Source organism: Leptolyngbya sp. KIOST-1 (assembly GCF_000763385.1).
Lineage (GTDB): Bacteria > Cyanobacteriota > Cyanobacteriia > Phormidesmidales > Phormidesmidaceae > Nodosilinea.
Map to the genome: position 1 here is coordinate 1,498,696 of NZ_JQFA01000004.1, position 14,553 is coordinate 1,513,248.

Annotated in this window: 12 protein-coding genes; 6 read left to right on the forward strand and 6 right to left on the reverse strand. The window is 59.2% G+C overall.

What is annotated here, in order from left to right; translation table 11 throughout:
* Nucleotides 1-102: 102 nt before the first annotated feature.
* A complete protein-coding gene (locus NF78_RS23755; RefSeq protein WP_035992267.1) occupies nt 103-1,461 on the forward strand; it encodes an 8-oxoguanine deaminase in 1,359 nt (452 codons plus the stop codon).
* A 274-nt stretch (nt 1,462-1,735) separates the two neighbouring features.
* Here NF78_RS23755 and NF78_RS23760 read toward each other — a convergent pair whose 3' ends face one another.
* The gene (locus NF78_RS23760) at nt 1,736-2,422 is read right to left on the reverse strand and encodes a Uma2 family endonuclease (RefSeq protein ID WP_052050887.1); all 687 of its coding nucleotides are present in this window, start codon (nt 2,420-2,422) and stop codon (nt 1,736-1,738) included.
* Nucleotides 2,423-2,533: 111 nt separating this feature from the next.
* Between NF78_RS23760 and NF78_RS23765 the strand changes: the two genes are divergently transcribed.
* The gene (locus tag NF78_RS23765; protein ID WP_052050888.1) at nt 2,534-2,752 is read left to right on the forward strand and encodes a Uma2 family endonuclease; all 219 of its coding nucleotides are present in this window, start codon (nt 2,534-2,536) and stop codon (nt 2,750-2,752) included.
* A 53-nt stretch (nt 2,753-2,805) separates the two neighbouring features.
* A complete protein-coding gene (locus NF78_RS23770; protein ID WP_052050889.1) occupies nt 2,806-3,699 on the forward strand; it encodes a pirin family protein in 894 nt (297 codons plus the stop codon).
* Nucleotides 3,700-3,724: 25 nt separating this feature from the next.
* Here NF78_RS23770 and bioA read toward each other — a convergent pair whose 3' ends face one another.
* The 5 genes from bioA to tig all read right to left on the reverse strand — a co-directional run bounded on the left by bioA (nt 3,725) and on the right by tig (nt 9,673).
* On the reverse strand, nt 3,725-5,017 hold the full coding sequence (gene bioA / locus NF78_RS23775) for an adenosylmethionine--8-amino-7-oxononanoate transaminase (RefSeq protein WP_035992269.1): 1,293 nt from the start codon (nt 5,015-5,017) through the stop codon (nt 3,725-3,727).
* 41 nt (nt 5,018-5,058) lie between these two features.
* Nucleotides 5,059-5,913 (reverse strand): alpha/beta fold hydrolase, encoded by an 855-nt coding sequence (locus NF78_RS23780; protein WP_035992272.1) that lies wholly within the window; start codon nt 5,911-5,913, stop codon nt 5,059-5,061.
* A 2-nt stretch (nt 5,914-5,915) separates the two neighbouring features.
* Complete coding sequence (clpX, locus tag NF78_RS23785; RefSeq protein WP_035992275.1) at nt 5,916-7,256, reverse strand: ATP-dependent protease ATP-binding subunit ClpX; 1,341 nt, start codon at nt 7,254-7,256, stop codon at nt 5,916-5,918.
* Between the two features lie 9 nt (nt 7,257-7,265).
* Nucleotides 7,266-7,916: an ATP-dependent Clp endopeptidase proteolytic subunit ClpP gene (gene clpP / locus NF78_RS23790; RefSeq protein WP_412768537.1), complete on the reverse strand. Its 651-nt coding sequence runs from the start codon at nt 7,914-7,916 to the stop codon at nt 7,266-7,268.
* A 260-nt stretch (nt 7,917-8,176) separates the two neighbouring features.
* Nucleotides 8,177-9,673: a trigger factor gene (gene tig, locus NF78_RS23795; RefSeq protein ID WP_035992279.1), complete on the reverse strand. Its 1,497-nt coding sequence runs from the start codon at nt 9,671-9,673 to the stop codon at nt 8,177-8,179.
* Nucleotides 9,674-10,072: 399 nt separating this feature from the next.
* On the opposite strand from tig, the gene NF78_RS23800 reads away from it, so the two are divergent.
* From NF78_RS23800 to NF78_RS23810, 3 genes are all read left to right on the forward strand, one after another.
* Nucleotides 10,073-11,098 carry an aspartate-semialdehyde dehydrogenase gene (locus NF78_RS23800; RefSeq protein WP_035992282.1) on the forward strand — a complete coding sequence of 342 codons (1,026 nt, stop codon included), beginning with the start codon at nt 10,073-10,075 and terminating at the stop codon, nt 11,096-11,098.
* Nucleotides 11,099-11,388: 290 nt separating this feature from the next.
* Entirely contained in the window at nt 11,389-12,276 is an 888-nt protein-coding gene (dapA, locus tag NF78_RS23805) for a 4-hydroxy-tetrahydrodipicolinate synthase (protein ID WP_318655516.1), read from the forward strand.
* 403 nt (nt 12,277-12,679) lie between these two features.
* Nucleotides 12,680-14,542 carry a ribonuclease J gene (locus NF78_RS23810; protein WP_035992289.1) on the forward strand — a complete coding sequence of 621 codons (1,863 nt, stop codon included), beginning with the start codon at nt 12,680-12,682 and terminating at the stop codon, nt 14,540-14,542.
* Nucleotides 14,543-14,553 lie beyond the last annotated feature (11 nt).

The window sequence follows — 14,553 nt, forward strand, 5'->3', positions numbered from 1 at the left end:
TGTTTGGCATCCAACCACTAATTTTGCATAAAAGAAAACATTAGCTCCAGCCAGCAACCTGCTATAGTCCCGAGCGAATGCTCGTTGCGGGGATGCCCCACTGTGCCAACCCTTCTGGTTAAAAACATTCACACTCTGGTCACCCTGGATGACCAGCGGCGAGAGATTCGCGCTGGGGCGCTGTTCATTCGCGATCACGTAATTGAGCAGGTGGGGACTACCGAGGAACTGCCCACTGAGGCCGACCGGGTGCTGGACTTGGGCGATCGCCACCTGGTGTTTCCAGGCCTGGTCAACACCCACCACCACTTCTTTCAAACCCTCACCCGCGTGGTGCCGGGGGCGCAAAACTCGTCCCTGTTCAACTGGCTCAGCGCCCTCTACCCACTGTGGCAGCAGCTCACCCCCGAGGCCATTCGCCTCAGCGCCCAGGTGGCCGCCGCCGAGCTAATTTACTCGGGCTGCACCACCGCCAGCGACCACCTCTACCTCTTCCCCAACGGCTGCACACTGGACGACGAGATCGAGGCCGTCGCCCAAACCGGACTGCGCTTCCACGCCAGCCGCGGCAGCATGAGCGTGGGGGAGAGCAAAGGCGGCCTGCCCCCCGATTCCATCGTGGAGGTTGAGGCCGACATCCTCAAAGACTCCCAGCGCCTGATCGAGCAGTACCACGACAACAGCCCCTACGCCCTGACCCGCATCACCCTGGCCCCCTGTTCACCCTTCAGCGTCTCCCCAGACCTGATGCGGGAGTCCGCCGCCCTGGCCCGCAGCTACCCCGGCGTGCGGCTACACACCCACCTGGCCGAGAACAACTCCGACGTCACCTACAGTCTCAACACCTTTGGCCTCACCCCCGGCGACTACGCTGCCTCGGTGGGTTGGCTGGGGGAAGATGTCTGGCACGCCCACTGTGTCAAGCTCGACGACAAGGCCATCCACAGCTTTGGCCAGACCGGCACTGGCGTGGCCCACTGCCCCTGTAGCAACATGCGCCTGGCCAGCGGTATGGCCCCAATTCGCAAAATGCTGAATCACAATGTGCCGGTCAGTCTGGGGGTAGATGGGTCTGCCTCCAACGACGGCAGCCACCTGCTGGCCGAAGCCCGCCAGGCCTTTCTGATGGCCCGAGTACGGGAAGAAGACCCCGCCGCGCTCTCCGCCCGCGAGGTGCTGGAAATTGCCACTCGCGGCGGAGCCAGGGTGCTGGGCCGCACCGACATTGGCCACCTGGCCCCCGGCATGGCCGCGGATTTTGTTAGCGTTAACCTTGATCGCCTTGCCCTCTCCGGCACCGCCTACGACCCGGTAGCGGCGCTAATTTTCTGCATGGTCGATCGCGTGGACTACAGCTTTATTCACGGCAGAGAGGTACTCAACCCTGAAGGCCTGCTAACGCTGGATCTGCCGGTGGTGCTGGAGAAACACGGGGCGGTGGCGCGATCGCTCGCCGCCTAGTGCAGCGTCAAAGCTAAGAATTAGGGTTCCCGTAGGTTGGGTGAAGCGGAGCGTAACCCAACGGCAGTCAGCCTTGTTGGGTTCTGCTAGCGCGCCACCCAACCTACAAACTTAGGTTTGACAGAGCACTAGCTTGAGGGTTTCGGTTTTGCAGGGGTAGACCCTAGGGTTCTGCTATGAAGAGTTGATAACCACTAGAAATGCCCAGTAGAACCCTGGGGTCTGGTGCCGTAGGTGCATTCGCAAACGCGATTTACCAGATTTCGGGTCTGCTTCACGGCTGTTTTTGGCCCAGGGCCGCCATCTGCTGGCTAAGCCACGCCGCCGCACTGGTATTGGTGCCCTGGGCCAGCTGTTGTAGCGTCTCATCCAGCAGGGCAATGGGTAGATCCGCCAGCGCTTGGGAGGTTTCGCAGGGCAGGTATTCACCATTCTCCTGTAGCAAAAAGGCAAACACCCGCTGCCCCCGCACATCCACCACCCAATATTCGGGAATGCCAAGGGCGGCGTAGAGGTGCTTTTTCTCGTCTAGGTCGCTGGCCAGGGTAGTATCAGAAATTTCGCCTACCAAGTCAGGCAATCGAGTTTGGTTCAAATCGATCCGGCGCGGCTCCCCAGGCTGCCACTGGGGATAGTCTGGGCCAACATAGAGCACCAAGTCAGGCGCACTGGCCCGCACCTCAGCCTGTTCTAACAAGCACCGTCCCAGGGAACTGAAAACCTGGTCTGGGTGCTGAATAGCCCACAGAAAAAGCAAACTGGTGAACAAATCGCTGACTGTCGCGTGACTAATACCTTCTGCACCCATCGTGACCCACAGCCATCCTTCGTTAAAGGCCAGTCTTATGCGCTCAGGGCTGGGATCATCGCGCAGAGCCACATAGTCGGCCCAGGTCGCCCGATGCCACTGGTTTTGAGGAATATTGCGCAGAGCAGTTTTTGCCGGAGACGTCGCGGTCATAGGTTTAGCCCAATCCTTAATGACCAATGTAAGTCATAGACCGATAGTTATCCCAATGCTGAAGAATCCACAGGGCAGTGACAATGCTGCGGGCTTCAGAGGCTGGAGGTTTTGTCAGATTCGACGGAAGCTTTTGATCGGGGAGATAAATTTGCTGACTACAAATCGAACCCAGCCTTCGAAGAGTATGTTCTCATCCATCAAAAGCAGGTGTTAGTCGAGCGATTTCAGCGCAAGTCAGACAAGCTGTGGATTCCCTACAATTATCAAGAGGGGAGCACGGTTGAATTTGACAGTATCGGTTTCACCTGTGCGATCGCAGCCCTCTAGGACAACCTCAGCCAGCTCCTGTAACCGTTATCCAATCTACCTAGACCGCTACTATGCCGACCCTCAACCAGCCCAGCACCGCCAAAACTCTGCAAAGCATTCAGCGCACCCAGGGTCGCCACTGGGTGGGTGACGGCTTTCCAGTTCGCACGCTAATGGCCTACAACGGTCTGGGCCAAACCATCAGCCCCTTTCTGCTGCTCGACTACGCGGGGCCAGCGACTTTCTCCCCTACCACTGCCCGACGCGGCGTCGGTGAACACCCTCACCGGGGTTTTGAGACCGTCACCATCGTCTACGACGGCGAGGTCGAGCACCGTGACTCCGCTGGCGGCGGCGGCATCATTGGCCCCGGCGACGTGCAGTGGATGACGGCGGCGGCGGGGCTGGTCCACGAAGAATTCCACGGGCCGAACTTTGCCCGAGACGGCGGCCCCTTTGAAATGGTGCAGTTGTGGGTTAACCTGCCCGCCAAAGACAAAATGTCTTCGCCTCGCTACCAGGGCATCACCGCCGATCGCATCCCAGTGGTCGAGTTGCCCGAGGGCCAGGGCCACCTGCGGGTGATCGCTGGAGAGTTTCAGGGTGCTTTGGGGCCAGCGGAGACCTTTACCCCCATCAACATGTGGGATCTGCGCTTGAGTGACGGTCACCCCGTGAGCATGGAAGTACCCGAGGGACACACTACCCTGCTGGTGGTGCTGAAGGGATCGGTGCGCATCGGTGGATCAGAGCCGGTTTCTGAGGCAGAAATCGGCATCTGCGATCGCGCTGGCACCACCCTCACCATCGACCCCCTGCAAGACACCACCGCCCTGCTGCTCTCGGGCGAACCCATCGACGAACCGATCGTGGGCCACGGCCCCTTTGTGATGAACACCACCGCCGAGATCTACCAGGCCGTCACCGACTACCAGAGCGGCAAAATGGGGGCTCTGGTGCGGTAGATGCGATCGTATTCAGCGATCGCCCCTAAGCCAGCCCAGCCGCAACACTATAGATGGCCTGGGTAATGGAGCTGAGCTGAGCTGGCTCAACAATATAGGGCGGCATGGTGTAGACCAGGCGACCGAAGGGACGCAGCCACACCCCCTGAGCCACCAGCTGAGGCTGCACCACCGCCATATCCACGGGTTCGTGCAGCTCGACGACGCCGATCGCCCCCAGCACCCGCACGCCTTTTACCGCCGGCAAATCGCGGCAGGGGGCCAGCTCCCGCTTCAGCTGAGCTTCAATGGCAAAGACTCTGGCGGCCCAGTCGTAGCTCTCTAACAGGTTCAAATTCTCCAGCGCCACCGCGCAGGCCAGCGGGTTGCCCATAAACGTGGGGCCATGCATAAAAACCCCCGCTTCTCCCTGGGCAAAAGTTTCGCTGATGTGGCTGGTGGTCAGTGTTGCCGCCAGCGACATAAAGCCCCCGGTCAGCGCCTTGCCCACGCACATCATGTCTGGGGCGATGCCTGCGTGCTGGCAGGCAAACAGCTGTCCAGTGCGGCCAAAGCCAGTGGCAATTTCGTCCAGAATTAGAAGCACGTTGTGGCGATCGCACAGTTCCCGCGCCCGCCGCACATACTGGGGGCTATAAAATCGCATACCCCCCGCCCCCTGCACCACCGGCTCAAAAATGGCGGCGGCAATCTCGCCGTGGTGGCGCTCCAGAATCGCTTCAAAGCTGGCGATGTCGCCCTCCTCCCAAAGTCCCTCAAAGGGAATTTCAGGCGCATCGGCGAAGTACTGCTCCACAAGGCTGTGGCGAAACAGGTGGTGCATGCCGTTGACCGGGTCGCATACCGCCATCGCCGCAAAGGTGTCGCCGTGGTAGCCGTTACGAAGGGTCAGAAAATGCTGCTTCTGCGGCTCGCCCCGGTTGTGCCAGTATTGGATCGCCAGCTTCATCGCCACTTCCACTGACACCGACCCAGAGTCGCAGAAAAAGACATGCTGCAAGGGGTCCGGCGTCATCTGCACTAGCTGATGGGCCAGCTGCACAGCGGGCTGGTGGGTCAGCCCGCCAAACATAACGTGGCTCATGCGGCCCATCTGCGCCTGGGCAGCCTGGTTTAGTCGGGGGTGGTTGTAGCCGTGGATGCAGGTCCACCAGGAGGACATGCCATCCACCAGGCGCTCTCCAGTTTCCAACTCCAGGTAGACCCCCTGGGCCGACTTCACGGCAAACACCGGCCCTGTTCCCGGCATGGCGGCGTAGGGATGCCATACATGGCGGCGATCGAGCCGCATCAATTCGTCAATTGACAGCGTATCCATAACCGTAGGGTGCACTCGCGCAGCAGTGCACCATAGAGAGTTTAGGCAAGAAAATCATTGACGTACTTCAAATACGTCTCCGGGTCTTCCAACATGGGGAAGTGGCCGGTATTTTTCACCAGAGCATACTCAATTTTGGGATTCATCGCCGCCGCCTTGCGGCCCAGTTCCGCCGGGGTAATTTGGTCGAATTCACCCGACACTAGCAGCGTTGGCACAGAGATTTTAGCAAACTCTACGGGCATCACTTCCGTCGCTTTTTTGCTCACCGAGGTAAAAATGGTGCCCAGGGCCGTAGCATAATCAGCCGCAAGAAAGTCTTCCAAAAAGGCAATTTTTTCAGCGGCGGGAATCGGTTGGCTGAGGAACCGGGCCATGAAAAAGCGAGGGGCTAGCGGTATCTTGGCCAGCCACTGGGGCCGAAAAGCTACGACATAGCCACCAAACTTGTAGAACGCCTCAAAAGCCGCTTTGTCGTACTCGAAAACACCGTTGCAGGTGAGAATCGCTCGGTCCACCAGGTGTGGATACTGGTTCAAAAAGTACACCGCTACCGATGCCCCCATAGAGTGGGCATTGATAGACACCCTAGGGAGATTGAGCGCCTTTACCAGTTCGGCCAGGTCGTCGGCGTAGGTTTCCAGCTCGTAGCCCCGGGCCTCCAGGGCGGCCTGCTGCTCGGGGGCAATGGTAGAGCGACCAAAGCCACGCATGTCGTAGAGCAAACAGTCGTAGCGATCGCTCATCGCCGCCGCCGTACTGCGCCAGTACCGAGCTGACCCCGCCCAGCCGTGGATAAACACCATCACCGGCTTTGGAGAGGTTGGATCGCGTGGGGTATCGGTACCCACCCACTCGTAGTAGTGGTTGACCTGGTTGACTTCAATGTGAGGCATGGCTAAGCAGACTCGGGCTTAGGCATTGAAGAGGGGTGCAGCAGCAGGTCAGCGGTCGATCGCTGTTCCACCATCTCGCGGGTAATCGTGCAGCGCTTCAGGTCTTTGCGCGAGGGCAACTCGTACATGATGTCGAGCATCAATTCTTCGATGATGCCGCGCAGGGCACGGGCACCGGTCTTGCGACGGTAGGCTTCCCGGGCGATCGCCCGCAGCGCGTCAGCCTTAAACTCCAGCTGCACGTTGTCCATCCGCATCAGCTTCTGGAACTGCTTCACCAGCGCATTCTTCGGCTCGGTCAAGATCGCCATCAGCGACTCTTCGTCGAGCGGATCTACCACCGATGTAGCCGGAATCCGACCGATGAACTCGGGAATTAGGCCAAACTTCACCAGGTCGTCGGGCTCCAGGTGGCGCAGCACGTCGGCAGTGCGCTTCTCCCGGGAAAACTGCCCCTCACCGGGCTGCACAAACCCGATCGACTTTTTACCAATCCGCTGCTCAACGATTTTCTCCAGGCCCACAAAGGCCCCGCCGCAGATAAATAGAATGTTGCTGGTGTCGATCTGAATGCAGTCCTGGTAGGGGTGCTTGCGGCCCCCCTGGGGCGGCACGTTGGCAACGGTGCCCTCCAGCATTTTCAGCAGCGCCTGCTGCACGCCCTCGCCGGAGACATCGCGGGTGATGGAGGGGTTTTCGCTCTTGCGGGCAATTTTGTCGATTTCGTCGATGTAGATGATGCCGCGCTGGGCCTCTTCCACATCCAGGTCGGCCACCTGGAGCAGCCGCAGCAGAATGTTTTCCACATCCTCACCCACATAGCCCGCCTCGGTGAGGGTGGTGGCGTCGGCCACCGCAAAGGGCACCTCAAGAATGCGGGCCAGGGTCTGGGCCAGCAGGGTTTTGCCGCAGCCAGTGGGGCCAATCAGCAAAATGTTCGACTTTTGCAGCTCAATCAGGTCTTCGGGGGCCTCCCCTTCGGTCCCCTGCAGGTAGCTGAGCCGCTTGTAGTGGTTGTATACCGCCACCGACAGCACTTTCTTGGCCTCATTCTGGCCAATCACGTGCTCATCAAGGTAGTTCTTAATTTCGCGAGGCTTGGGAATTTGACTGAGGGAGATGGCGGGAGCAGTTCTGGGGCGATCGGCGGCGGGGGCGTCGCGTCGCGGCACCGGCTGGGCGATCGCGGTTCCCGAGTCAAACAGCTCTTCGTCTAAAATTTCGTTGCACAGGTCAACGCACTCGTCACAGATGTAGACCCCCGGCCCCGCAATCAGCTTGCGCACCTGCTCCTGAGACTTACCGCAAAACGAGCACTTTAGATGGGAGTCGTACTTAGACATAAAATGACCCTAGTTGAGTGCAGTCATGGCGACAGTAGCCGAGAGCGTTTGTCTCTCTACAACATCGTCAATGATCCCGTAGTCCTTGGCCTCGGCGGCGGACATGTAAAAGTCGCGCTCGGTATCGGCCTCAATGCGTTCGATGGGCTGCCCGGTGTGGTGGGCGATGAGTTCGTTGAGGCGGTTCTTGTGGTAGAGAATTTCGCGCGCCTGGATTTCAATGTCCACCGCCTGCCCCTGGGCACCGCCTAAGGGTTGGTGAATCATGATGCGCGAACTGGGCAGCGATAGGCGTTTGCCCTTAGCCCCTGCACAGAGCAGGAATGCCCCCATGCTGGCGGCCAGGCCAAAGCAAATTGTCACCACATCAGGGCGAATTTGCTGCATGGTGTCGTAGATGGCCATCCCGGCGGTCACCGAACCCCCAGGGGAATTGATGTACAGCTGTACATCCTTCTCGGGTTCCTCGGCATCGAGGTAGAGCAGCTGGGCCACAATTGAGTCGGCCACTTCGTCAGTGACGGGGGTACCTAAAAACACGATCCGCTCCCGCAGCAGGCGAGAGTAGATGTCAAAGGCCCGCTCGCCGCGACCCGACTGTTCTACAACGACGGGCAGCATGCTGCGAATCTGGTGGGCATTTAGGGCAGACTGACTCACGCTCAAGATCGGGCTACTCAAAGGGTTCGATGCAATCATAATGGGTTTGCTCAAGATTTCAAGGGTTTGAGGATATTGCTTTACGGTAGCCCCACGATCCGACCCTGGGCTAACACCATCCGGCAGGACTTGCGTCACGAACAACAGCAGGATCTACCCGACATTATGCCCCAAATTTTTGGGTTCACGGGTTCGGTTGGCCTGGGCGGACCCGTTCCTGGCCCGCCCAAATTCTGCCAACCCTTCACCGTGGGCTAGCTCTAGCTGGCTGACTTACTTTTTTTCGACGCTTTGGCAGGCTCCTCGCTTTCGGCAGGGGCTGCACTCGCCTCCACATCTACGGTGGCGTTTCCAGGCTCCTCATCGGCTACCTCAGCCGCTTCAGCTTCGATCGCATCGGCCGCTGCAACCATCTCTTCTGCCGCCGCTTCAGTCTGCAGGCTGCCCTCGGGCACTAGCTCGACGGTGTTGTTCTCCTCCAGCCAGGTCAGGATTTTTTCCTGCAGCAGTTCTTCAGTGAGCACCTGCTTGAGGCGATCGGGGTCGATCTGGCTGGGGTCTTCTACGGTGGCCATGGCCTCTTTGATTTTTTCCTGCAGGGCCTCCTCTTCAATTTGGATGCCTTCCTGCTTAGCGACTTCCCCCAGGGCCAGGGTGCGGTTGAGGCGATCGATCGCCTCGGGGCGAGTGCGCTGGCGCATGCCGTCCACCAGCTCGCGGGTCAGCATTTTGTTGACGTCAATGCCCTGGCGGCTGAGCTGCATGATGGTCTGGGTGAGCAGGAAGTCTACCTCCTTCTGCACCAGGGTATTGGGGATTTCGGCCTCCAGGTGCTCGACCAGGGCTTCGATCAGAGCCGCCTCTTTGTTGGCCCGGGTTTTCTCCTTGGCCTCTTCCTCGTAGCGCTCGGTCAGCGACGCCCGCAATTCCTCAATGGTCTCAAACTCGCTGATCTCCTGGGCAAAGTCGTCGTCCAGCTCAGGCAGCTCTTTTTCTTTGATTTCCTTCAGCGTGATCGAAAATATCGCCGGCTTACCCGCCAGTTCTGCCTGGGAGTAGTCGTCGGGGAAGGGAACGTCCACATCTTTTGCTTCCTCCAGGGCCATGCCGATAATGCCCTCGACAAAGCCGGGGATGAAGCGCCCTTCCTCTAGCTCCACCTGAAAGTCGGTGCCTGAACCGCCCTGAAACTCTTCATACTCGCCGCTGTCGTTTTTGACCTTGCCGACAAAGTCGATTACAGCCACATCGCCAGCCTGGGCCGGCCGATCTTCAATGGGAACCAGCGTAGCCAGGTTGTTCTGGTACTGGCTCAGGGTGGTGTCGACGCGCTCAGGATCGGGCAAAATTTCTTCCGCCTGCACCGATAGCCCTGTGTACTGCTTCAGGGTGACGCGGGGCGGCACATCGACCGAGGCCTGAATGGTCACAGGTTGACCCGGTTCGTAGGCGACCACCAGCTCTTCGAAGGATGTCTTGAGCTGGTAGTTGCCGATCGCATCGATTTTTTCTTGGGCGATCGCCTTATCCACCGCATTCTGCACCAGCTCTTCCAGCACCGCCGCTTTAAACTGAGTCACCCCCACCCGCTGCAGGAATACCTGTTTGGGCACCTTGCCCTTGCGAAAGCCCGGTACGTTGACCGTCCGCATCATCTTACTCAGCACCTGATCGTAGGTCTTTTGAGACAGATCGGCGGGAACTTCAATTTCTAGTCCTACCTGGCTGTCGGGCAGTACTTCCTGGGTAACTTTCATGGGGTCTTTTGCTAACTAGACGGCGACTGCGCGTGCTTCCAAGTGGCCTGGAGAACTTTTGGCGCAATTTATAAGCATACTCTATCGTTAGGGCCAAGCAAGCATCCCTGCGGCCCCGACCCCCATTTTGCCCGCCAATCGCTGGTCTAGGGGCATCGGTCGGAAGAATGGACCCGACTTTCTGCCCGGCTGCGGTTTTGGCTTTTCCTTATAATCTGAACCGATTGTGTGTTGCTATGTTGCGCCGCTGCGGTTCGTCACGGGGCAGGCCTTTTGGCGGCAAAGCCAAAGTGTTAGTATCGGCTGATGCCACCGTGAGGTTGGCCCCCGGTGGAAGCAAGAACCAAGGGGACAACAGGTGGTTAAAGATTTTGTTGTGAAGCCTGATGAGGTAGCGCTGTGTCGAATGGGTTGAGAGTTGCGGTTTTAGGGGCCACGGGAGCCGTTGGGGCAGAGCTGCTGGAGCTGCTGGAGCAGCGATCGTTCCCGCTCAAAGACCTGACTCTGCTGGCTTCACCGCGATCGGCGGGTACCACTCTCACCTTCAAGGGGGAGCAACTTCCCGTTCAGGTTCTGGACGAAAATGCCTTCAAGGGCATCGATCTGGTGCTGGCCTCGGCGGGCGGGTCTGTGTCTAAGGAATGGCTGCCCAAGGCGGTGGCGGCAGGGGCCCTCTGCGTGGACAACTCCAGCGCCTACCGCATGGACCCCACCGTGCCCCTGGTGGTACCCGAGGTGAACCCGGCGGCGGCCAAGGCCCACCAGGGCCTCATTGCCAACCCCAACTGCACCACCATTCTGATGGCCCTGGCGGTGTGGCCCCTGCACCAGGTACAGCCGATACAGCGGCTGGTGGTGTCCACCTACCAGTCGGCCAGCGGAGCCGGGGCCCGCGCCATGGAAGAGGTGAAGCGACAGGCTCGTGCCATCCTGGCCGGAGAAGAGCCGGTGGCGGAGTCGTTCCCCTATCCCCTGGCCTTCAACCTGTTTCCCCACAATTCGCCCCTGGGGGAAAACGGCTACTGCCAGGAAGAGATGAAGATGGTGAATGAAACCCGCAAGATCTTTGGCGCCGAGGGGCTGCGGATTTCGGCCACCTGCGTGCGGGTGCCCGTGCTGCGGGCCCACTCGGAGGCCATTAATATCGAGTTCGCTGCCCCCTTCTTGCCCCAGCAGGCCAAGGCGGTGCTTTCGGAGGCCCCCGGCGTGCGGGTAGTGGAGGACTGGAGCCGCAACTATTTCCCCATGCCCATGGAGGCCAGCGGCCAGGACGATGTGCTGGTGGGCCGCATTCGCCAGGATATCTCCAACCCCAATGCCCTGGAGCTGTGGCTCAGCGGCGACCAGATCCGCAAGGGGGCGGCCCTGAATGCGGTGCAGATCGCCGAACTGGTGATGGTGCCGGGGGCCGTGGCGGCGAGCTAGGGGCAGTATTCAAAGATTCCTGGGTTCTTCAAGAACCCAGGAATCTGGTCCGATGCCGGTGCTAGCGAGGAGCCGTTTCCAAAAGCATTTGCGGTAAAAGGTTAGGGCCGCGACGGCTAATGTACAGCACCGCTTAGAGGACGCCAGATACACCCAATGGGTGAGGGCGATCGCCACTATATTTTTGCCTCAATTTTGACCACATCTGACTCAGCCTGGACGAACTTGGTATAATCTCAGGGCATTGACTTCGTAGGACATAAGGCATTCGGGTGACCTATTTTGGCAGAGTGTTGACGGCAATGGTGACGCCATTTTCTGAAGATGGCACCGTTGACTATGCTGTGGCCGAGCGTCTGGCCGACCATTTGGTCAACCAGGGCAGTGATGGGCTGGTGGTGTGCGGCACTACGGGCGAGTCCCCTACCCTGAGCTGGCAGGAAGAGTACCAGCTGTACAAAACCGTGCGCGATGCTGTGGCTGGTCGTGCTAAGGTGGTCGCGGGTACAGGCTCTAACTCCACCTCAGAGGCCATTGAAGCCACCCGTAACGCCTACGACCTGGGGGTAGATGGGTCGCTGCAGGTGGTGCCCTACTACAATAAGCCTTCCCAAGAGGGGCTTTATCAGCACTTTAGCCAGATTGCGACGGCAGTGCCCGACCTGCCCATCATGCTGTACAACATTCCGGGGAGAACCGGCTGTGCCCTGGCGGTAGACACCACTGCCCGCCTGGCGGAAATATCGAATATAGTGGCTATTAAGGAGGCCAGCGGAAGTTTAGACCAAGCCAGTCAAATTCGTTACCATACCCCCGCCGAGTTCGGTATCTACTCCGGGGATGACTCTCTGACATTGCCCATGCTGTCGGTGGGCGGTTGTGGAGTTGTGAGCGTGGCTAGCCACCTGGTTGGCCCTCACCTGCAAAAGATGATTCGGGCCTACGAAGCTGGCGATACCCGGCTGGCCACCGAAATCCATTTGCAGCTGTTACCCTTGTTCAAAGTGTTGTTTGTAACCACCAACCCGGTGCCCGTGAAGGTGGCACTGACCCAGCAGGGCTGGCCGGTGGGCGCGGTGCGATCGCCCCTGTGCATGGCCGATGAATCGGTGAGTAAGGCGATCGCGGCGGTGCTCGAACAACTCTCCACCCAGGGTGTTTTAGCCCAAAATCTCTAGCTCAGGCGGCAACTGCCAGTCCCGCGTGGAGCACCGATACAAGGTTCTTAAAAAATAGGGCCCAGGGATAAATTGGTTACTCCCCGCCTTTGCCAAGAGCTTTCTAACAACTGAATAGCCCGTATATTCTCTCTACCTGTGTGACGTTATCTATGGATTTATCTGTTCTATCTTTGGCCCTGGCTGCTCCATCTGCCGATGCTGCGACATCGACTTGGGCCTTCACGGTTCCCATGATCGCGACTACCAACACCTAACGCTCTAACCGGGGGCCAACCGATGGCAGAACTGCTGTACCGGGTAGGTCTGTGCACTGACCGATGGCCGTGCGCGGTTAAGCTTTAGCGCCATTTAATACTTTTTCTGAATTTTTCACAACGATTGTTTACTGACGAGACTGTTTATGACTTCAAAACCTGCCAATAACGCCCTGAAAATCATTCCGCTGGGTGGGCTGCATGAGATCGGCAAAAACACCTGTGTTTTTGAGATCAACGACGAGATCATGCTGCTCGATGCTGGATTGGCCTTCCCCACCGACGGTATGCATGGGGTCAATATTGTGCTGCCTGACGTCACCTACCTGCGGGAAAATCGCCACAAAATCAAGGGGATGATTGTCACCCACGGGCACGAAGACCACATCGGCGGCATCGCCTTCCACCTCAAGCAGTTCGACATTCCGGTCATCTACGGCCCACGCCTGGCCATGGCGCTGCTGGAGGGCAAGCTGGAAGAGGCGGGGATGAGCGATCGCACTGAACTGCGCCAGGTGCGCCCCCGCGAAACCGTGCGGGTCGGCAACTCCTTCCTGGTGGAGTACATTCGCAACACCCACTCCATTGCCGACAGCTGCTCGGTGATTATTCATACCCCCGTTGGCGTGGTGGTGCACACTGGCGACTTCAAGTTTGACCACACCCCCGTCGATGGCGAAACCTTCGACATCCAGCGGCTGGCGGAGGCGGGTGAAAAGGGCGTCCTCTGCCTGATCAGCGACTCCACCAACTCCGAGGTGCCGGGTCATACCCCCTCAGAGCGATCGGTGTTCCCCAACCTGGACCGCGAGTTTGGCAAAGCCAACGGACGACTGATCGTCACCACCTTTTCCTCCTCGGTGCACCGGGTCAACATGATTCTGGAGCTGGCCCAGAAGCACAACCGCAAGGTGTTTGTGGTCGGCCGCTCGATGCTCAACGTGATCGCCCACGCCCGCGACCTGGGCTACATCAAATGCCCCGAGAGCTTGTTTTTGCCGCTCAAATCCTTGGGCCACACTGCCGACGAGAACGTGCTGATTCTCACCACCGGCTCCCAGGGTGAGCCGATGGCAGCCCTCACCCGCATTGCCGACGACTCCCACCGCCAGATCAAGGTGAAGTCGGGCGACACCGTGGTGTTTTCAGCCAACCCCATTCCTGGCAACACGATCTCCGTCGTCAACACCATCGACAAGCTGATGATGCGCGGAGCCAAGGTCGTCTACGGCAAAGACAAGGGCATCCACGTCTCCGGCCACGGCGCTCAGGAAGATCAGAAGCTGATGCTGGCCCTCACCCGACCCAAGTATTTTCTGCCGGTGCACGGCGAGCACCGCATGCTGGTCAAGCACTCTGAGACTGCTCAGAGCATGGGTGTACCCGCCGAGAATATGGTGATCATCAACAACGGCGATATTGTTGCAGTCAACCCGGCGGGCATTCGCATTGCCGGTCAGGTTCCCTCCGGTGTTGAGCTGGTCGACGCCTCCCGAGTGGGTGTTGTGGGCCGCGATGTGCTCAGAGAACGGCAGCAGCTGGCGGAGGATGGCGTCGTCACTATCGCCGCCACCGTGGGCAACAACGGCAAGCTGGTGGCTGACCCCATCGTGCAAATTCGCGGGGTGGCGCAGTCAATTTCCCAGGAGCGCTTCCAGGGCCAGGTGAAGCAGATCATTGCTCAGGTGCTATCGAACCGTGGCGCTGAACTGGTCGTGTCCAACGGCAACGGCAAAGCATCCCTGGACCTGGATGCTCTCAAAGCTGCTCTGGATCAAGATTTGCGTCGGTTGGTCCGGCGCGAGCTAGACAAGCGTGACCCCATGCTGATTCTGTTGGTTCAGGCCGCCGGGGCAGAAGGAGCCGTTCAATCGCAGCCCCAGGCCGATCCCAAACCCAGGTCCCAGTCGAAGTCCCAGGCTGAACCAAAGCCCAAAGCAGAGCCGGAGCCCCAGGTAGTGACCGAGCGGCGCACCCGCACCCGAGCTACGGCAGCTTCGGCCTCTTAATTGGGCCTGGG